General features: G+C 69.5%; 23 protein-coding genes. 7 read left to right on the top strand and 16 right to left on the bottom strand.

Annotation, left to right across the window (positions count from 1 at the left end):
• Positions 1–40 precede the first annotated feature (40 nt).
• From EGH21_RS07200 to tenA, 3 genes are read right to left on the bottom strand one after another with little or no spacing between them, the layout of a single operon-like run.
• Positions 41–1,567 carry a sodium:solute symporter family transporter gene (locus EGH21_RS07200; RefSeq protein ID WP_220617794.1) on the bottom strand — a complete coding sequence of 509 codons (1,527 nt, stop codon included), beginning with the start codon at positions 1,565–1,567 and terminating at the stop codon, positions 41–43.
• Entirely contained in the window at positions 1,561–2,319 is a 759-nt protein-coding gene (locus EGH21_RS07195; RefSeq protein ID WP_425433297.1) for a TenA family protein, read from the bottom strand. The genes EGH21_RS07200 and EGH21_RS07195 overlap by 7 nt, the downstream gene beginning before the upstream one ends.
• Positions 2,307–2,972 (bottom strand): thiaminase II, encoded by a 666-nt coding sequence (gene tenA / locus EGH21_RS07190; RefSeq protein WP_220617793.1) that lies wholly within the window; start codon positions 2,970–2,972, stop codon positions 2,307–2,309. Before tenA ends, EGH21_RS07195 begins: the two co-directional genes overlap by 13 nt.
• A gap of 109 nt (positions 2,973–3,081) precedes the next feature.
• Here tenA and EGH21_RS07185 point away from each other — a divergent pair, with 109 nt between their 5' ends.
• Complete coding sequence (locus tag EGH21_RS07185) at positions 3,082–4,008, top strand: thiamine-phosphate synthase family protein (RefSeq protein ID WP_220617792.1); 927 nt, start codon at positions 3,082–3,084, stop codon at positions 4,006–4,008.
• 214 nt (positions 4,009–4,222) lie between these two features.
• On the opposite strand, the gene EGH21_RS07180 is transcribed toward EGH21_RS07185, so the two are convergent.
• From EGH21_RS07180 to EGH21_RS07170, 3 genes are all read right to left on the bottom strand, one after another.
• The gene (locus tag EGH21_RS07180) at positions 4,223–5,101 is read right to left on the bottom strand and encodes a CheF family chemotaxis protein (RefSeq protein ID WP_220617791.1); all 879 of its coding nucleotides are present in this window, start codon (positions 5,099–5,101) and stop codon (positions 4,223–4,225) included.
• A gap of 82 nt (positions 5,102–5,183) precedes the next feature.
• Complete coding sequence (locus EGH21_RS07175; protein WP_220617790.1) at positions 5,184–5,612, bottom strand: DUF7112 family protein; 429 nt, start codon at positions 5,610–5,612, stop codon at positions 5,184–5,186.
• Positions 5,609–5,998 (bottom strand): 30S ribosomal protein S6e, encoded by a 390-nt coding sequence (locus tag EGH21_RS07170; RefSeq protein WP_220617789.1) that lies wholly within the window; start codon positions 5,996–5,998, stop codon positions 5,609–5,611. Before EGH21_RS07170 ends, EGH21_RS07175 begins: the two co-directional genes overlap by 4 nt.
• A 155-nt stretch (positions 5,999–6,153) precedes the next feature.
• Between EGH21_RS07170 and EGH21_RS07165 the strand changes: the two genes are divergently transcribed.
• Positions 6,154–6,456: a hypothetical protein gene (locus tag EGH21_RS07165; protein WP_220617788.1), complete on the top strand. Its 303-nt coding sequence runs from the start codon at positions 6,154–6,156 to the stop codon at positions 6,454–6,456.
• 1 nt (position 6,457) lies between these two features.
• Here EGH21_RS07165 and EGH21_RS07160 read toward each other — a convergent pair whose 3' ends face one another.
• A complete protein-coding gene (locus EGH21_RS07160; RefSeq protein WP_220617787.1) occupies positions 6,458–6,880 on the bottom strand; it encodes a dCTP deaminase/dUTPase family protein in 423 nt (140 codons plus the stop codon).
• A 72-nt stretch (positions 6,881–6,952) separates the two neighbouring features.
• Complete coding sequence (locus EGH21_RS07155) at positions 6,953–7,258, bottom strand: Hsp20/alpha crystallin family protein (RefSeq protein ID WP_220617786.1); 306 nt, start codon at positions 7,256–7,258, stop codon at positions 6,953–6,955.
• Positions 7,259–7,382: 124 nt separating this feature from the next.
• Here EGH21_RS07155 and EGH21_RS07150 point away from each other — a divergent pair, with 124 nt between their 5' ends.
• Complete coding sequence (locus EGH21_RS07150; RefSeq protein ID WP_220617785.1) at positions 7,383–7,814, top strand: DUF5807 family protein; 432 nt, start codon at positions 7,383–7,385, stop codon at positions 7,812–7,814.
• 270 nt (positions 7,815–8,084) lie between these two features.
• Here EGH21_RS07150 and EGH21_RS07145 read toward each other — a convergent pair whose 3' ends face one another.
• Complete coding sequence (locus EGH21_RS07145) at positions 8,085–9,176, bottom strand: DHH family phosphoesterase (RefSeq protein ID WP_220617784.1); 1,092 nt, start codon at positions 9,174–9,176, stop codon at positions 8,085–8,087.
• A gap of 43 nt (positions 9,177–9,219) precedes the next feature.
• The gene (locus EGH21_RS07140) at positions 9,220–9,684 is read right to left on the bottom strand and encodes a universal stress protein (RefSeq protein WP_220617783.1); all 465 of its coding nucleotides are present in this window, start codon (positions 9,682–9,684) and stop codon (positions 9,220–9,222) included.
• 99 nt (positions 9,685–9,783) lie between these two features.
• Between EGH21_RS07140 and EGH21_RS07135 the strand changes: the two genes are divergently transcribed.
• A complete protein-coding gene (locus tag EGH21_RS07135; protein WP_220617782.1) occupies positions 9,784–10,221 on the top strand; it encodes a universal stress protein in 438 nt (145 codons plus the stop codon).
• On the opposite strand, the gene EGH21_RS07130 is transcribed toward EGH21_RS07135, so the two are convergent.
• Together EGH21_RS07130 and EGH21_RS07125 are read right to left on the bottom strand one after the other, a co-directional pair.
• Positions 10,218–10,739, bottom strand: coding sequence for a GNAT family N-acetyltransferase (locus tag EGH21_RS07130; protein WP_220617781.1), 522 nt, complete (start codon positions 10,737–10,739; stop codon positions 10,218–10,220). The two genes, EGH21_RS07135 and EGH21_RS07130, sit on opposite strands and share 4 nt — an antisense overlap.
• The gene (locus EGH21_RS07125; RefSeq protein ID WP_220617780.1) at positions 10,736–11,107 is read right to left on the bottom strand and encodes a universal stress protein; all 372 of its coding nucleotides are present in this window, start codon (positions 11,105–11,107) and stop codon (positions 10,736–10,738) included. The genes EGH21_RS07130 and EGH21_RS07125 overlap by 4 nt, the downstream gene beginning before the upstream one ends.
• A 100-nt stretch (positions 11,108–11,207) precedes the next feature.
• On the opposite strand from EGH21_RS07125, the gene EGH21_RS07120 reads away from it, so the two are divergent.
• Positions 11,208–11,873, top strand: coding sequence for a DUF5806 family protein (locus EGH21_RS07120; protein ID WP_220617779.1), 666 nt, complete (start codon positions 11,208–11,210; stop codon positions 11,871–11,873).
• Positions 11,863–12,243, top strand: coding sequence for a hypothetical protein (locus tag EGH21_RS07115; protein WP_220617778.1), 381 nt, complete (start codon positions 11,863–11,865; stop codon positions 12,241–12,243). The genes EGH21_RS07120 and EGH21_RS07115 overlap by 11 nt, the downstream gene beginning before the upstream one ends.
• Positions 12,244–12,245: 2 nt before the next feature.
• Here the strand turns inward: EGH21_RS07115 and EGH21_RS07110 are convergent, their stop codons facing one another.
• From EGH21_RS07110 to EGH21_RS07100, 3 genes are all read right to left on the bottom strand, one after another.
• The gene (locus EGH21_RS07110) at positions 12,246–12,425 is read right to left on the bottom strand and encodes a hypothetical protein (RefSeq protein ID WP_220617777.1); all 180 of its coding nucleotides are present in this window, start codon (positions 12,423–12,425) and stop codon (positions 12,246–12,248) included.
• 81 nt (positions 12,426–12,506) lie between these two features.
• Entirely contained in the window at positions 12,507–13,811 is a 1,305-nt protein-coding gene (locus EGH21_RS07105) for a dihydroorotase (protein WP_220617776.1), read from the bottom strand.
• A 54-nt stretch (positions 13,812–13,865) separates the two neighbouring features.
• Entirely contained in the window at positions 13,866–14,546 is a 681-nt protein-coding gene (locus EGH21_RS07100) for a lipoate--protein ligase family protein (protein ID WP_220617775.1), read from the bottom strand.
• A gap of 204 nt (positions 14,547–14,750) precedes the next feature.
• Between EGH21_RS07100 and EGH21_RS07095 the strand changes: the two genes are divergently transcribed.
• A complete protein-coding gene (locus tag EGH21_RS07095; protein WP_220617774.1) occupies positions 14,751–15,581 on the top strand; it encodes a DUF8155 domain-containing protein in 831 nt (276 codons plus the stop codon).
• On the opposite strand, the gene EGH21_RS07090 is transcribed toward EGH21_RS07095, so the two are convergent.
• Positions 15,578–16,150, bottom strand: a complete 573-nt coding sequence (locus tag EGH21_RS07090; RefSeq protein WP_220617773.1) for a cysteine hydrolase family protein — start codon at positions 16,148–16,150, stop codon at positions 15,578–15,580. The genes EGH21_RS07095 and EGH21_RS07090 overlap by 4 nt on opposite strands.
• Positions 16,151–16,192: the final 42 nt, after the last annotated feature.

Genomic DNA, 16,192 nt, shown 5'->3' with positions numbered 1-16,192 from the left:
TGTGGTGGGGCGGTTATCAGGTCGGAGAACCGGCGCCGGGTCAGTCGGTGGCGTCGGTGCCGCCGTCGGTCACCGTCGCCCGGCCGGCGTCCGCGAGACGGTCGAAGTCGAACGACGCGTCGGAGACGCGGGCGGCGACGACGGCGACGGCCGTCGAGACGAGGAAGGCGCCGGCGAAGGAGGTGAGATACAGCGGGTCGGCCGCCGGGAGGAGGTCCCCGACGACGGGAACCGCCGTCGTCACGCCGCGCAGGTCCGGGAAGTACGCCAGCCCGACCGCGAGGCCGGCGAGACTGCTGAGGAGGGCGCCGGGCCCGGTGAGGCCGCGGGAGTAGAGCCCGTAGACCAGCGGGAAGGCGACGGCGGCGCCCAGCAGGTCGGCGAAGAAGAACAGGCGCAAGACACTCCGAGCGCGCAGGCTGACGTAGACGGCAGCGACGGCGACGACGACGGTGAGCGCCCGTGCGCCGAGTCGGAGGGTGCGGTCGTCCGGGTCCGCGAGCAGTCGCGGGAGGTCGGCCGTGACGAGACTCGCCAGCGCCGAGAACAGCGAATCGACGGAACTGACCACGAGCAAGAGTGCGAGGAGGACGACGCCGAGGAGGAGCCACTCGCCGAACGCGCTCTCGACGAGGACGAAGAAGGCCACGTCGGCGTTGTACGCCGAACTGGAGATGTCGGTGACCACGTCGGCGTGGCCGGCGGCGACGACGCCCAGCAGTGCCGCGACGAAGACGATAACCCCGTTGAGGAGGGTGGCGTTGCGGAAGCCGCCGGCGACCGTCTCGCTGTCGCGGGCGGCGTAGATGCGCTGCCACCACGTCTGGTTGACGAGTTCCGCGCCGAGGATGGCGAAGGCCAGACCGAGGCCGAACTGGAGGCCCGGGAGGAAGCCCGGGTCGACGAGCGTTGGGTTCGTCGCGACGACGCCGTCGTAGACGGCGGCGGGGCCGCCCAGCGAGAGGAGGACGCCGGCGGCGACGAGTGCGAGGAGGGGGAGCACGAGGACGGCCTGCACTGTGTCGGTGACGATAGTCGCCCGGAGGCCGCCGTACCCCGTGTACAGGAGGACGAACCCGCCGACGAGAATCGCGGTCTGCCACTGCGGGACGCCCGCCACGAGCGAGAGCGCTCCCGCGATGCCGGTGAGTTCCGCGGCGACGAAGACGAACATGTACAGCGCGCTGACGAGGACGACGAAGCCGTACATCGCCGATCCGTAGCGAGCGTGGGCGTACTCGGTGAGCGAGTGGCCCTCCGGGAGGAGTTCGCGGACGCGCGGGCCGAGTTTCGAGTAGGCCAGCATCGGCACGGCCTCGCCGACGGCGTAGCCGACGACCGCGGCGATACCGAACCCGGCGCCGGCCTCGGGCGCCGAGAGGAGTATCCAGACGCCCATCACCGAGGCGACGAGCGTCGCCGTCGTCCGCCCCTCGCCGACGGAGTTGCGGGCGGTGAGGAAGTCGTCGGCCGAGCGGTCCTGTCCACGGGTGTACCAGACGCCCAGCGCGGCGAAGGCGACGAGAGTGACGACGGTCAGTCCCAGCGCGACGGCGGTGGTCACCACGAGCGGTCACCCCCGTCGGTCGCCGCCGTGTCGGCCCCGTAGGCGGCGTCGAAGAACGCGACTTCGAGGTCGACGGTCCGGCAGAACAGGTCGGCGAGGCGGGCCTGTCGGCGCTCGCTGGCGGCCGCGCCGGCGCGGTCCAGTTCCGTCCGAAGCCACGCGACGAACGACTCGAAGGCCGGGACGGCGTGGAGGTCGACCCACTCGGCGAGGTAGAACCGCTCCGGCCGGTCGGCGTCGCCCGCCGCGGTCGCCCACGCGAGGTACACCCACTCCGCGGGGACGAGGACGGCCAGCGTCTCGGCGTACCCGCCCTCACGCGAGGCTCGCAGGAGGAGGTCCCGGAACGCCGCCGTCGTCTCGGTCAGCACCGGGTCCTCGTAGGTCGACTCGGGCACGTCGAGAGCGTCGAACGAACGCTCGAAGTAGTCGTTCTCGTCGTCGGTGAGCGTCCCGAGAAAGTCGACCAGTCGGGACTTGGCGGCCATCGACGGCGCGTCGCCGACTGCGTGACCGAACGCGCCGACGAGCGTCTCCAGAAAGGCGTAGTCCTGCACGAGGTACCGCCGGAAGACGGCGTCGTCGAGCGCGTCGGCGTGGAGTTCGCGGGTGAACCGATGGTCGGTGGCGGCGTCCCACGACGACCCCGACTGTGCGCGAAGCCAGTCGGTGAATCTGGGGTCCGGGCGGTTCTCGGCGTAGGCGGCGTAGGTGTCCGGCACCGCCGACGGGTCCCCGGTCACACCGACCACTCCTCCTCGCGCCACGCGGCGTCCCAGAAGCGGTACTCGTAGCGGGCCGACGTCTCGAAGATGTCGCGATAGCGCTCGCGTTCGGCCGCGGTGGCGTCGGCGGCCACGTCGTCCATCAGGTCCTTGCACCACTCGGCGAGGTCGGCGAACTCCTCGCCCACGTACATCTCTATCCACGCCGCGTACTGCTCGTGGTCGGGGCGGCCCCGTTCGTCGAGTCGCACGGCCGTCTCGTGGAACCCCCACATACACGGCAGGAGTGCGGCCACGAGGTCACCGAACGTCCCGGTGGCGGCGACGCGCACGAGGAAGTCCGTGTACGCCCGCGTCGTCGGCGACGGGTCGGTCGCCTCCAGTTCGGCCTCCGAGATACCGAACTCGGCGGCGTACTCCCGGTGGAGGTCCATCTCGGTGTTGATGGTCGCGTCCAGCAGTTCCGCGAAGGTGCCCATCCGTTCGAGGTCCGGGGCGTTGGCGGCCCCCAGCGCGAACACCCGTGCGTACTCCACGAGGTAGACGTAGTCCTGTCGGACCCAGTAGCGGAAGGGGGCCTCGTCCAGGGTCCCCTCCCCGAGCCGTTCGACCATCGGGTGGTCGACGACGGCGTCCCATATCGGGTCGCCCACGTCGGCCAGTTCGTCGGTGAAACTCATGGATGTGCGTCGTCGGCCCACGGCAATATAACTTGTTGATACAACCCGATTATAAACGACGGGCCGCCGATGTCGAACTGTTAAGCCGCGGGTCGTCCAATCCCGTGGTATGTCGCTCCGGTTGCCGAGCGAGATCGTCGTCGAGGACGTGTTGCCGACGCTCCGGGTGTTGCTGGCCCGCGAACTCGCGGACCACGGGCTCACCCAGCAGGAGATAGCGGCGCACCTCGGCGTGACGCAGGCGGCCGTCTCGACGTACGTCAGCGGCGACCCGGCGCTGGAGCCACGTATCGTCGACCACCCGCGGACCGCGGCGACCGTCGAGCGAGTCGCCGACGGACTGGCGACCGACGAGATGGACCCCTACGACGCGCTCGCGGCCGTCTTAGAACTCGTCCGCGCGTTCGAGGACCGGGGCCCCATCTGCGAACTCCACGAGGAGGCGATGCCGGGCCTCGAAGGACTGGGCTGTGACCTCTGTGTCCGGGGCGCGAACCCCGAACTCCGAACCGAGCGCGCGGTGCTGGACAGCGTCCGCGAGGCCAGTCGCGTCCTCGCGACCACGCCCGGCCTCGCCGCGTTCGTCCCGAACGTCGGCACGAACGTCGGGACGGCGCTCCCGGACGCCGAGCGTCGCTCGGACGTGGCCGCCGTGCCGGGCCGCATCTACGTGATGGACAACGGCGTCGAAGTGCCCGCGAACCCCGAGTTCGGGGCCTCGAAACACGTCGCGACGACGATTCTGGCCGCGATGGCCGTCGACCCCGAGCGCCGGGGGGCGCTGAACCTCGCGACCGACGACGCCCTCCTCGCGGCCGCCGAGTCCCGCGGCCTCGACACGATGGAGTTCGACGCGGGCTACGAGGACCGCGGGGACCGTCTGCGAGAGCAGTTCGAAACGCGCGGCGCGGTCCCGGACGTCGTCTTCCACCGCGGCGCGTTCGGCATCGAACCCATCACGTACATTCTGTCCGAAACCGGCGCGGACACGGCGCGACTGGCCGCCGAGTTGGTCGAGGCAGCGACCGAGGGGTAGCGATTCGCGTGCAGAGACGGTCTGGCGGTGCGGTGGCCGGGAGCGAGTGGCGCGACGCATCGCGCCCGAGCGACCCGGGGGCAGGCAGGGCTCACGCAGGACACCGAACTCGCGGCGTCGCCGCGACTTCGGCCGTTTTTCCCCAAGTTTTTGCAAGCGGGGGTGCCCGCAGCGCCGACGGCGCGAGGACACCCCCGCAGTAAAAAGTGGGAGCCTAGGCGTTGACGTCCTCTAGGAACCGACTCGCCACGACCTGTCCCTTCGGCGTGAGCGTCGGGCCGTCCGACCCGTCCTGAATCAGGCCGTCGGCTTCGAGGTCCTGCAGGAGCATCGACACCGCGGCCGAGTCCTTCCCGAGGATGCTCGCCAGCGGCATCCCCTCCATGTCGCCAGTCGAGTACATGGCGACCAGCACCTCCTTCTTGTCCTTCGTGAGGTCGACGTTCTGGAGTTCCTCCATGAGGCCGGAGTACTCCCGGCGGAGGTACCGCCCGAGGATGGCCATCTTCCGGCTGGAGGCCAGTGCCGCGAGCGTCGTCACCGCGGTGCCGTCCTGCATGTGCCGGACGACGAGCACCGGCCGAGACGCGCCGGCAATCTCTCTGGTCGTCCGCTCGAAGTCGGAGACCGTCTCAAGGGCGATAGCGAAGGTGTCGTCGCCGCGGCGGAACTCGACGGTGCCCGGCGTCAGGTAGAGGCGGGCCGACTGGAACTCGTCGTCGGTGACCCGGCCGCCGACCCGGGCGCGCTCTTTGACCGTCGTCTCGGTGCCGTTGACGATAGCCTTGAACAGAAGCGTCCCGAACTTCTCTATCTTCTCGTCGTCGGCCTCGACGGCGGCGACGAGTCGACGGCCGTTCTTCTCGAAGGCGATTGTCACCGTCGACTTGAAGAAGTCCCCGAGGTCCGGCGGGACCTGGCCGATGGCGATGTCGAAGATGGAGTCCAGCGGAATCGTCAGTTTGTCGTCCTCGCTGGCGGCGAGGACGAGGCGTTTCTGCGAGAGGACGACGCGCCCCTTGATGGGGTCACCGCGGCTGGCCACCTCCGAGTTGAACTGGCCGACGAAGTCCGCGATGACTGATTCCGACATGTCGCTCGTGGTACCGGTTACAGCCGCCGGTCTATTGAGCGTTTCGCGCCAGTATCAGTCGGGAAAACCGAAGTCGACGGCGTCATCCGTCCAAATCTTGTGCGATGTCGGACAACGACGAGTCGGGGGCGTCCGTCGCGGTGTAGACGACGCGAGTGCCCGGTGTTCGGAGGCCGTACTGGTGGCCGGCAGTGACGACGTCGAGGTGCGCCGACCCGCCCAGCGAGACGGTGCCGTCGCGGACCCACTCGGCGAGACGGTTCTCGCCCTCGTGGTCGCGTGCGACGCGTCGGTTGTCGGCGACGTGGGTCACGACGACGTCGCCCTCGATGCTGGTCTCGACGGCCGCGTAGTAGTCGTCGCCGTCCAGCGCCATCTCGACCACGTCGCCGTCCTGCAGGTCGACGGTGTCGGGGAGGACGACTCGAGGGCGGTTGGTGCGGCCGATGGCCTCGACGGGGACGCGGTGTGTCTCGACGGCGTCGTGGTCGCTCGGAACGCGCTCGCTCACTCGTCGTCGGCGCCGAGGAGGTCGTCGACCGACTCGCTGCCGCGGCCGACGATTTTGGCGTTGATCTGGCGGGTGTCGTCGCTGACCTCGCGGCCGCGGATGGTGATGCGCTTTCGCTCGCCGTCGGTGGTCGGTTCGAAGCCGACGCCGCCGTCGGACATGATGGACTTCGTCTGGGACCCGCGAACGTCCGGTCGCATCGGTCGGCCGGCGGTGTCGGAGCCACCGGTGAGTTCGAGCGTGTAGCCGTCGAGGCCGACGGCACCGGCATCTACCTCGTCGCCGAGTTCGCGGCCGATGAAGCGGTTCGCGTCCTGTCCGTCGACGTCGATCTGGTACGTGTGGCCGCTCTCCGGGTCGGAGACAGCGACAGTGAATTCAGCCATACCTGTTGTGTATCTATGACGCTTCAAAAGCGCATCGAAGCGTCGGTGCCATCCCTCGTGACCGTCCCCCACGGTCTGTCGAGGGCAGTCTGCGAGGTCGAAACGCTAACTGGTTAGGTACTGCCGGCACCAGCGGGTGGTGCGTCGGTGGGTGTATGGACGAGACGGCGGCGACGGACGAGCGAATCGGCAGCGACGAATCGGCACGGGACCTCGGCGACGCGATGGGGACGCTGAGCGAGTCGATGGACGGCTTGAGCGACGAACTGACCGCGCTGAACGAGGCAGTGGTGGCTCTGCAGGCGACCACCTGCCGGGCGAGCGACCACCAGCGAGCGGTCTCGACGTCGCTGTCCCGGGCGGCCGAGACGCTGTCGGGCGACGCCCCGACGCCGACGCCACGGGCCGGCCGCGACGGGTCGGCGACCGCCGCGTCCTCGGCCGTCGCCGACGACTGACTCACTCGTCGGCGGCGACGATAGTGCTGATGCGGGCGTTCTCCTTGAGTTCGAGTCCGGCGCCACCGACCGAGAGCGGGACGCTGGGCAGTTCGTCGACGTGGAGCGTCGGGTGCGTCGCGCCGCGTTCGAGGAGTTCGGTCCGTGGCTGGACGGTCACCGTCGCCTCTCCGGTCAGCGACTCGTTGAACGCGACGAGGTACTGGCCCTCGCGGAGCGTCCACCACTCGTAATCGTCGTCGGGGTCGCGTTTCGCGCTGGCGTGGGGCGTCGTCGTCGCCGGTTCGAGTTCGCCGCCGCCGAAGTCGACGCGGCCCGGTTCGACCACCTCGGACACCGCGGCGACGGTCAGGTCGAAGCCGGGACTGTCCGTCTGAGTCGGTTCGTGGACGACGTCCGTGACGTACTCGCTGAGGTCGACCATACGTGGCCGTGTCGGCCCGGCGGCGCAAAACTGTGGGGGCGGTCGGACAGTCGATGCGTCGACGCCGACCGCTCACGTGATGTCGATGCGTCGCCCCTCGCGCGCCCGGTCGTCGATGGGGAGCGTCACTTCCAGCACGCCGTCCTCGATGGTCGCCGTGATGTCGGCCTCGCGAATCGGGCGCGGGAGTCCCACCGAGCGGTGGAAGACTCGCGAGCGCTCGCCCGGTTCGTGACGTTCGGCCTCGACGTGGAGCCGCCGGTCGTGCCACCGCAGGTCGACGTCCTCGCGGTCGAACTCCGACAGTTCGACGAGGACGACGAACGCGCCGTCCTCGCGGTACAGTTCGACACCTTTGGCGGGATGGTGCGTCACCATACGTGTTACTTCGGCAACAAGAGTGAAAAAGGCGATAGGCGATTCTCGGCGACGGAGACGGCGTCCGGAGCGGACTGAACCGGAGAACGCCGTGCTTTTGCGTTCCGAACGACTCGGAGCCAGTATGAGCAAGCACACGGAGTTTCTGGCGGGCGAGCGGCCCGACGACGTCCTCTTCTTCCTCCACGAGGACGCCGTCTCGAACCCCGGCGCGCTGGCGGAGTACGCCGAGAGCGTCGAGGACGGCCACGTCCTCGTCCTCCCCGGCGACGACGGGCGCAACGCCTTCCAGTCGGCCACCGGCATCGACCCGATGGGACTCGCACAGGAGGCGATGGGGACCGAAGGCCACGTCAGCGACGACCTGACCGGCGCAGTCTGTCCCGTCGAAGAGGAAGAACCGGAGGAGAACCACACGACGCGGTTCGTCTTCGCCTTCGCCGAGGCACAGAACGAGGAGGTGGGCGGCCTCTACGCCGAGGGTGACGTGATTCACGCCTACGCCGTCTGTGCCTGCGGCGAGCGGTACAGCGACAAGTGGGTCGTCGACGAGTAATCGCGCCTCGACCCGCTACCGCTCGGTGTCGACGCCTTCTTCGTCCTTCACGGCTCCCTTCGGTCGCCGTTTCGGTTCGAGGCCCTCGCTTCGCTCGCGCCTCGCTACTCCTCTTCCGGCAGTCGCTTGAACGCGTCCACGATGGCCTGTTTCGCCACCGCACCGTGAGTCGTCCGAGTCCACCTTTTTCTTCGTCGGGTGGTCTCGCTCCGCTCGACCACCACTCCTCGAAAAACGTGGGCGAAAAAGGCGCTCGCTCCGCTCGCGGACCTACCGCTCCGTGTCGACGCCTTCCTCCGCCTCTTCCGGCAACCGCTTGAACGCGTCCACGATGGCCTGTTTCGCCACCGCACCGTGAGTCGTCCAGTGGTGGGCGTAGTCCATCATGTCGTCGTAGATGTCGGGTTTACAGCCGGCGGCTTTCGGGTGGCCGCCGCCGTTGACCTGCCGGGCGACTTCGTGAGCGCGTTCGAAGTTCTCGGTGCCCCGGATGGAGGCCGAGCCGGCGGGTTTGACGACGACGGCGGCGTCGGCACCCTGTTCGCGCAGGGCCTCGGCGACCTCGTTCTGCGAACAGCGGCCGTAGGTGACGCCGACGGTCCACCCGCCGACCTCGCGCAGTTCCGCGCGGTCGACGGCCTTCTCGATGAGGGCCTCCTTCTCGACGCGCTTCTCCGCCAGGAACTCGTGGACCTCGGGCGAGAGGTCCGGGCCGTGTTCGGCGACGGCCTCGATGTACTCCTCGGGGTCCGACCAGTACGAGAAATCGGCGAGGTCGTCGCTGCGCTCGTCGTCCCGAATCCAGAGGTCGTGGTCCCGCGTGACCGCCGCGAGGTCGGCCCATCGCTCCTCGAACTCGTGGTCCAACTGTTCGAGGGCGACGTCGGCGGTACACACCTCGTCGCTCTCCCCGACGGTCCGCTCGACGCCGGCCTCGTCGACCAGTTCGCCGAGGGCCTCGTCCCACTGGTGGTGGTCGAACCACGCGACGCGTTCGACGCGGGCGACGAGGTCCGAGAGTGCGCCGAGGTCCGACTCGCTGTCGGGACAGAGGTCACAGACGAAGACGGTCGCCTCGGGTTCGGCGTACTCGGCGGTCCACGCGAGCGCCTCCTGCAGTTCGTGCGGGCCGGCCGGGAGCAGGGCGCCCTCGCCGTGGGCTTCGCGAATCAGGGCCGTGCAGGCCAGTCCGTCGGCGTCGGGGTCGGCGACGACCACCACGCCGGCGTCGGAGAGCGTCTCGGCGGCCTCGGCCTCGGCCTGTTCTTCCTCGTAGGAGTCGGGGATGAAGAAGCCCTCGCCGGGGAGGACAGACTTACGCTCGATAGAGAGACGGTCGTCGTCGATGAGCCAATCGTCCATGCCCGTACGTGCCGGCCGGCGGCAATGAACCCGGCGGTCCGTCTCAGACCGCTTCGCGCTCGGGGTTGGCCTCGCCCTCTAGCTGGCGCACCGAGAGCACCGGCATCGGCGCCTGTCGGACGATTTCCTCGGCGACGCTGCCGAGCAGGAAGCCGTGTTCACCGTGTCGCCCCCGGGTCCCGGTGGCGACGACGTCGGCGCCGTGGTCGACGGCGTACTGGCATATCTCGTCGGCGGGGTCGCCCTGCCGGACCGCGGTGACGACGTCGTCGTCGGCCTCGGCGGCGGCGGTCTCCCGGACGAACGAGAGGGCGCGCCCGCCGGTCGTCGCCAGCGCGCGTTCCAGTTCCTCCCGCACCTCCTCGGGCGTCGCATCGACTTCGCCGGAGTCGACGACGTACAGCGCGTGGACGGTCGCGTCGAAGTGCGCGGCGAGGTCGAGGGCGGCTTCGACGGCCCGTTCCGCGCTGCCGGACCCGTCTGTCGCGATGACCACCGTGTCGAACATGTCTCGGCCTACCGGGGGGACGACCAAAAAGCCGCCCCATCGGCCCACAGCGCCCGCGAGGGGGTGGCTTTTTGTCCGGGCCGGTCACAGAGACAGGTGATGGACATCGACCTCGTACTCGTGCCGGTCGACGGCAGCGACCGGTCCGAGCGGGCGGCCGAGTACGCTATCGCCATCGCCGAGCGATACGACGCCGACCTCCACCTGCTGTTCGTGCTCGACGAACGCCTCCGTCGGGACATCGACGACGGGCACGTCGACGCCGAGGCCGTCGCGGAGGAACACCGGGCGTTCACTGGACGGGTCCGTGAGGCGTTCCGGGACTCCGGCCACGACGGCGCTCTCGACACCTCGACCGCGACGGCGTTCTCGGAACACCGCCTGATGCAGACGCCGGGGAGCGTCGTGCTGGACGTGGCCGAGGACGTCGAGGCCGACTTCATCGTCGTCCCGCGAGAGGGCGACGGCGGGGAGGCGGTGGGCCGCGCGGCGCTGTACGTCTTAGAGTACGCGAGCCAGCCAGTCCTCTCGGTCTAGAGCCGTATCGCCATCTCTATCTCGAAGCTCTCCGCGTTGCTCGTCTCGAACCCGACCTTCCGGTAGAGGTTGGCGGCGGCGTCGTTCCACCGCTCGACCGTGAGCCACACCTTCTCGATGCCGGCGTGTTGGCCCTGTCCCAGCAGCGTCTCGACGAGGGCGGTGCCGATGCCGGCCCCCTGAAACGACTGGAGGACGAAGATGGCGAGTTCGTGTTCGCCGTGTCGGTCCGGCACGAGCGTCGCGTGACCGACGACGTCGCCGTCGTACCGGGCGACGACGTTGACACAGTCGCCGTCCAGAATCGTGTCCAACCAGTCGCGGATGCCCGCCTCCTTGGCCGGCGGGATGCCCTGTGCTCGGTCGGCCGGGTCGAAGTCGACGTACATCGCGACGACGGCCTCGCGGTCGGCCTCGTCGGCAGGGACCAACTCGACGTCGCGGCCCTCCTTGTCGGTGACCGTCCGGGGCGGCGTTGGGAACTCACCGGCCGGTTCGTCGGGGTAGGTCCGGCTCATCTGACGAGCGTGACCGGCGTCTGGGCGTTCAACAGGACGAACTCGACGACGGAGCCGAGTTGAATCTTCCCCAGCGTGGAGCGCTCGCCGCCGCCCAGCACGATGCGGTCGAACCCTTCGCTCTCGGCGATGTCGACCAGTTCGCTGCCGGGCGACTCCCCGCCGATGTACCGTATCGACGCCTCGAAGCCGGCCTCGGAGAGCGTCGACTCGACGCGTTCTCTGACCTCCTCCGCGTCCGTGTCCGCCTCCTCGTTGTCGAAGATGGCGATAGTGAGGTCGTCGTCCGTCTCCTGTGCGCGGTCGATGGTCTCCTCGAGTGCGTGGTAGGACAACTGGCTGCCCCCGACGCCGAGCAGGATGTGCATACGAGTGGGTTCGGTCGGCATCGCTGAAAAAGCCACCTGACGAGCGAGCGCGAGCGGTCGGGGCGATACGCTTTTTCGGCGCGGGCACACACTGACGGCCATGACACCGCCGGACAGCGACGAGGAGCCGACACGGGTAGTCAGGCCACACGAACCAGACGACGCGCCCGACGACGGGGCAGAGGGGTCGGGCGCCGAGGACGCCGTCGACGGCGGCGTCACGCCGGCCAGCGACGTGCCCGAGGACGTCCGGAAGTACGAGCGGTTCACGAAGATAGAGGGGGGCACCTACGACCGCGCCAACGAGTTCCTGCGCGAGCGGACGTACGTCACCGCCCGCGAGTGGGCCATCGCTCGCCTGTGTGCGGACTTCCGCACCGAGACGGGCGTCGAGATGACCAAAATCGGCGAGAACCTCCCCGAACTCGTCCCGTTCATGACCGACACGTACACGCCACAGGCGGTCAACCAAGCACGGGCGTCCTTCGAGGAGAAGGTCCGTAAGGCCGGCGCGACGTTCCTCTACGGCGCGATGTCGGACTTCTTCACCGCCGAGGAACTGGACGACGTGATGTACGAGGCCACCGAGGTGGCGAAGTTCCTGCTGGAGGTCGAGGGCGTCGACCTCGCCGTCGAGGAGGAGATGGAGGCCGAGGACCGCATCTCGACGGTCATGCGCGAGGTCCGCGAACACTCGGCGGCGCTCCGGCACGACGAGGTCTGCTGTCCGGAGTGTGGCCACGAGTTCGACGTCGATGACCGATGAGTCGCGAGCGGTCCTGAAGAACGACCTGCTCGTCGGTCTCGCGGTCCTCGCCGTGGCGTTCTTCAGCGACGGGGTCGCGGCGGTCACGGCGGTCCCCGCCGTCACGGTGGCGATGGCCGGCCTGCTCGCCGTGGCACTCTACGTCGTCGAACACGACGCCGTACCCGGCCTGTTCCCGGAGGTCGTCGCACTCGCGTCGCTCGTCCTGCTCGTCAGCGTCGCGGCCGGGATGGCGGTCCTGCTCCCGCACCCGGTCGCCGTCGTCGCGACGGCGGCGCTGGTCGGCTTCGGCGTCGGCCTCGTCGGGTACAGAACAGTCTACGGACTGCTCCGGCCGGTCCCCCAGTACCGTCTCGACCGACAGCGGTAGCCTCAACTCACGCCGAGGACCTTCCCGCACTTCTTGCACCGGTAGACGTCACGGATGTCGACGCCGATCTGGATGCGTGGCGGCCCCTCTCCCTCCTCGACGAGTGTCAGTTCGTCGACCTCGTCGTGTTCGAGGTCGTCGGCGGTCTCGAGTTCGGCGCCGCAGTTCTCACAGCGTGGCATACGTTCCTCTCACCGTGTCGAGGTAAGACCACAGCGCGGGTATGCGTTGTGTACACACACCCCGAGACCGGGCACGGTGCCTCACTCCAACACTTCGCCGTCGGCGTCCCGGACGTTCTCGCCCTGCTGGTCGTAGAAGACGTCCTCGTCGATGTCTCGTTCGTACACCATCGTCCCGCGGACCATCGTCCACTCGGGGAAGACGGCCTCGAAGCCCTCGAAGGGGGTCCAGCCACAGTCGGTGTGGAGGTCGTCGCCGCGAATCTCCGTCGTCTCGGTGGTGTCGACCAGTACGAGGTCGGCGTCCTTGCCGGGTTCGATGGCGCCCTTCTGTGGCACGTCGAAGACGTCGGCGGGGTTCGCGGCGGTGAGGTCCCGGACGCGCTCGTAGGTCAGTTCCGTGTCGGGGTCCCGTGCTTCGGCCAGCAAGAGTGGGAGGACCGTCTCGACGCCCGGCACGCCGGAGGGGGCGTCCCAGATGCTCGCGTCCTTCTCCTCGCGGGTGTGGGGCGCGTGGTCCGTCGCGATCATGTCGACGGTGCCGTCGGCCACGCGGTCGTACACCTCGCGACGGCGCTTCTCGCGGCGGAGCGGCGGGTTCATCCGCCCGAACGTGCCCAGTTCGCCGAGGTCCTTCCGCGAGAGCAGGAGGTGGTGGGGCGTCACCTCCGTCGTCATACCGGCGTCGGCGGCGACGTCGATACCCTCCGGGGTCGACGTGTGGGCGACGTGGATGCGGGCGTCCATCCGCTGGGCGGCCTCGCAGGCCCGCTCTACGGCCTTCGCCTCCGCCTCAGCGGTCCGGTAGGCGCTCCACGCGTCGGCGTCCGTGCGAGCGCGGGCGTCGTCGTTGAAGTAGTCGGCGTCCTCGGCGTGGACGGTGACGGTGACGCCCTCGTCGGTCGCCAGTTCCAGCGCCTCCTCGAAGAGGTCGGTCTCGATACCCATGTCGCCGGTCGAGTCCGCGAGGAACACCTCGCCCAGCGCGAACAGGCGTCGGCGCAGGAGGACGTTCGGTATCCAGTCGGCCGTGACGCCGCCGTTGATGCCCCAGTCGACTATCGAGTCGGCCGCGAACTCGGTCTTCCGGTCGAAGGCCTCGCCGTCGACGGTCGGCGGGTCGGTGTTGGGTTGGTCGACGACGGTGGTGACGCCGCCCGCGGCGGCGGCCCGAGAGCCGCTCTCCCACGTCTCTTTGTGTGGGTAGCCGGGCTGTCGGAAGTGGACGTGTGCGTCCACCATTCCGGGGAAGAGTCGCTTGCCGGTCGCCTCGATGGTGTCCTCGTCGTCGGGTTCGAGGTCGCGGCCGACCTCGGCGACGGTCTCACCACGCACCCGGACGTCCCGTTGCCGGCCGTCCGCGAGCGTCGCGTTGCGGATGAGCATACCGTCCCTCGTCCGGGCGCACCCCTAAGTGTCTCGGAAGACGCCCCGCCCGAGTCAGCCGATAGTCTCGCGGGCGGTCACGGACCGGTCGCCGACGAGTGCCCGTTCGAGCGCCTCGACGACCGTGTCCGGGTCGCCGCGGCCGCCTGCACGCGACACGCTCCCGACGGCGTCGGGGTCGAACGGGACGGCGAGCGCCTCGTACACCGGGTCGAGCACCGCCGCGACGGCGTCGTGGTCGCAGACGACGACGATACCGGCGGTGAGCGCGACGTTCTGGCGAACGCGCTGGGCGAGGCCGGCGATTTTGCCGTCGGCCTGCAAGGAGTGGGTGCCCGGACAGAAGGAGTCGGGGGGTTCACCCTCGACGGCGTCGACGCCCACGTCGCCGAGAGCGCGCTGGACCGCCGCCGAGACGCGGTCGTAGCGGCCCCCGATGTCACCGCGTCCGCCGTCGACCGGTTCCGCGAGGGCGAACGCGACGGTGGTGCCGGTGTAGGCGACGGCGCGCCCGCCGACGGCCCGTTCGAGGACCGGGTAGCCCCGGGACTCGGCGGCCTCGCGGGCGCGGTCGTACCCCCCGGCACGGCGGTCACGCCGACCGAACGCCACCTGTCGGTGCGGCGTCCAGACGCGGAGTGCGGGCGTCGCGTCGTCGGCGACACCGGCGACCATCTCGCGGGTGCGCTCGTAGTCGCGTTCGTAGTCGCTCGTCCGGCCCCGGAGGAGTCGCATAGCGGTCGTAAGGCCGACGTGAACTAAACGCTCCCGCCGGTACGTGGTTGCGGACAGGCGACACACGGCGGTCACGACGGGACGTGTCGCACACCCGCGGCCCCCGTCGCGGCGGGACTCAGCGCACTGCCGGCCGTGGTCCCGTCTTCGGGCATAAACTCTCGGACGACAGGCACATGCCCCGCGACACCCAAACTGTGGCCGATGGCCGTCACCGTCGCCGCGGACGTACTCCACCGGTACTACCGCTTCTCGCTGTACAACTCGCCGTTCGACGCCCACGACGAGGGCTGTGCGATAGACCTCTACCCCGAGGGAGCGCGAGCGCCCTCGCCCGTCGCCGGCGAGGTGCTGGACACGAAGGCAGTGCGTGCGCCGCCGAAACCCTACGCCGCCGAACACGACCACCTGATTCTGGTCGACACCGGCGACTACGTCGCCCGCCTCCTGCACGTCGACCCGAGCGTCGAAGCCGGTGACAGCGTCGCCGTCGGCGACGACGTCGGGGAACACGTCAGAGCGGGCTTCTTCGCGCCGTGGGTCCCGAACCACGTCCACCTCGGGTTTCGGGATCACGACGCCGACCCCTACCGGGCGTCAGGGTCGCTGCCCGTCGACGTGGCTGTCGACGTCGAACCGCTGGCGTGGGACGGCACCGGCACCGTCGTCGAGACGGGCGAGACGTGGGCGCGACTCGACAGTCCCGCCCATCCCGCTCCGGGCGAGCGATTCGCGGGGGTGGCGAACGACGCGGATGGCGTCCTCGACGGCGGCCTCCCGCACTACGAGTGGGGCGGGCTACTGGGCGCCGGTGTGGGCGACGGGCCGAGGCGAGCGAGCGTCGCCGGCCAGCAGGTCGGCACTGCCGAGGGGCGAACGGTCGCGTGGGACGACGTGACCGTCCGCGCGAACGGCGACCCGGTGACGGGGCTGGCGCTGTTCTGTTCGCGGGACGACGCCGGCGTGAAACTCGTCGGCGAGGGCGTCGATTTGGCGATGGGCGACGCCGTCGAGGTGACCGTCGACCCCGCTTAGGCGAACGAGATGTCGTCCCGTTCGGCGAGTTCCCCGAACAGCCACTCGGCGTGTTCGAGGGCGTAGTCCCGATGTTCGGCCTCGATGAAGCCGACGGCGTCCTCGGCGAGGATGGGGCGATAGTCCCGCAGGCCCGCACTCGACGCGGTGTGCAGGACGCAGACGTTCGCCAGCGTCCCGCAGACGACGAGGTCGCGGACGCCGTGGGCGTCGAGCCACCCGCCCAGTTGCGTCTCGTAGAAGGCGTCGTAGGTGTGTTTCTCCACGACGAGGTCGGCCGCGTCGGCGTCCAGTTCGTCGACGAGTTCGGCCTCCCACGACCCCTCGACGACGTGTTCGCCCCACCGCTCGAACTCGTCGTAGTAGTGGTTGTCCTCGAACTGTTCGGCCGGGTGGACGTCGCGGGTGAAGACGACGCTCGCGTCGGCCTCGCGGGCCCGGGCGACCAGTTCGCCGACCGGGTCGATGGCCGCCTCGCTGTCCGGTGCGTAGAGGCTGCCGTCGGGGTGACAGAACCCGTTCTGCATGTCCACCACGACGACGGCCGTCTTAGTCGGGTCCAGTTGCATACCCGATAGTTCGGCCGCGAGGCCTACCAACCTTACTCCGGG

The organism is Haloarcula rubra (genome assembly GCF_019599465.1).
Taxonomy (GTDB): Archaea; Halobacteriota; Halobacteria; order Halobacteriales; family Haloarculaceae; genus Haloarcula; species Haloarcula rubra.
Note: the sequence above shows the minus strand (reverse complement) of the source record. Positions and strands in the feature narration are given on the sequence as shown.

What these genes read in the sequence shown, in the direction of transcription:
- EGH21_RS07125 (WP_220617780.1), bottom strand. Translation starts at nt 11,107, where the DNA reads ATGCACATCCTGCTCGGCGTCGGGGGCAGCCAGTTGTCCTACCACGCA.
- EGH21_RS07095 (WP_220617774.1), top strand. Translation starts at nt 14,751, where the DNA reads ATGGCCGTCACCGTCGCCGCGGACGTACTCCACCGGTACTACCGCTTC.
- EGH21_RS07105 (WP_220617776.1), bottom strand. Translation starts at nt 13,811, where the DNA reads ATGCTCATCCGCAACGCGACGCTCGCGGACGGCCGGCAACGGGACGTC.
- EGH21_RS07150 (WP_220617785.1), top strand. Translation starts at nt 7,383, where the DNA reads ATGAGCAAGCACACGGAGTTTCTGGCGGGCGAGCGGCCCGACGACGTC.
- EGH21_RS07120 (WP_220617779.1), top strand. Translation starts at nt 11,208, where the DNA reads ATGACACCGCCGGACAGCGACGAGGAGCCGACACGGGTAGTCAGGCCA.
- EGH21_RS07115 (WP_220617778.1), top strand. Translation starts at nt 11,863, where the DNA reads ATGACCGATGAGTCGCGAGCGGTCCTGAAGAACGACCTGCTCGTCGGT.
- EGH21_RS07110 (WP_220617777.1), bottom strand. Translation starts at nt 12,425, where the DNA reads ATGCCACGCTGTGAGAACTGCGGCGCCGAACTCGAGACCGCCGACGAC.
- EGH21_RS07155 (WP_220617786.1), bottom strand. Translation starts at nt 7,258, where the DNA reads ATGGTGACGCACCATCCCGCCAAAGGTGTCGAACTGTACCGCGAGGAC.
- EGH21_RS07100 (WP_220617775.1), bottom strand. Translation starts at nt 14,546, where the DNA reads ATGCGACTCCTCCGGGGCCGGACGAGCGACTACGAACGCGACTACGAG.
- EGH21_RS07185 (WP_220617792.1), top strand. Translation starts at nt 3,082, where the DNA reads ATGTCGCTCCGGTTGCCGAGCGAGATCGTCGTCGAGGACGTGTTGCCG.
- EGH21_RS07140 (WP_220617783.1), bottom strand. Translation starts at nt 9,684, where the DNA reads ATGTTCGACACGGTGGTCATCGCGACAGACGGGTCCGGCAGCGCGGAA.
- EGH21_RS07180 (WP_220617791.1), bottom strand. Translation starts at nt 5,101, where the DNA reads ATGTCGGAATCAGTCATCGCGGACTTCGTCGGCCAGTTCAACTCGGAG.
- EGH21_RS07135 (WP_220617782.1), top strand. Translation starts at nt 9,784, where the DNA reads ATGGACATCGACCTCGTACTCGTGCCGGTCGACGGCAGCGACCGGTCC.
- EGH21_RS07160 (WP_220617787.1), bottom strand. Translation starts at nt 6,880, where the DNA reads ATGGTCGACCTCAGCGAGTACGTCACGGACGTCGTCCACGAACCGACT.
- tenA (WP_220617793.1), bottom strand. Translation starts at nt 2,972, where the DNA reads ATGAGTTTCACCGACGAACTGGCCGACGTGGGCGACCCGATATGGGAC.
- EGH21_RS07145 (WP_220617784.1), bottom strand. Translation starts at nt 9,176, where the DNA reads ATGGACGATTGGCTCATCGACGACGACCGTCTCTCTATCGAGCGTAAG.
- EGH21_RS07130 (WP_220617781.1), bottom strand. Translation starts at nt 10,739, where the DNA reads ATGAGCCGGACCTACCCCGACGAACCGGCCGGTGAGTTCCCAACGCCG.
- EGH21_RS07090 (WP_220617773.1), bottom strand. Translation starts at nt 16,150, where the DNA reads ATGCAACTGGACCCGACTAAGACGGCCGTCGTCGTGGTGGACATGCAG.
- EGH21_RS07165 (WP_220617788.1), top strand. Translation starts at nt 6,154, where the DNA reads ATGGACGAGACGGCGGCGACGGACGAGCGAATCGGCAGCGACGAATCG.
- EGH21_RS07170 (WP_220617789.1), bottom strand. Translation starts at nt 5,998, where the DNA reads ATGGCTGAATTCACTGTCGCTGTCTCCGACCCGGAGAGCGGCCACACG.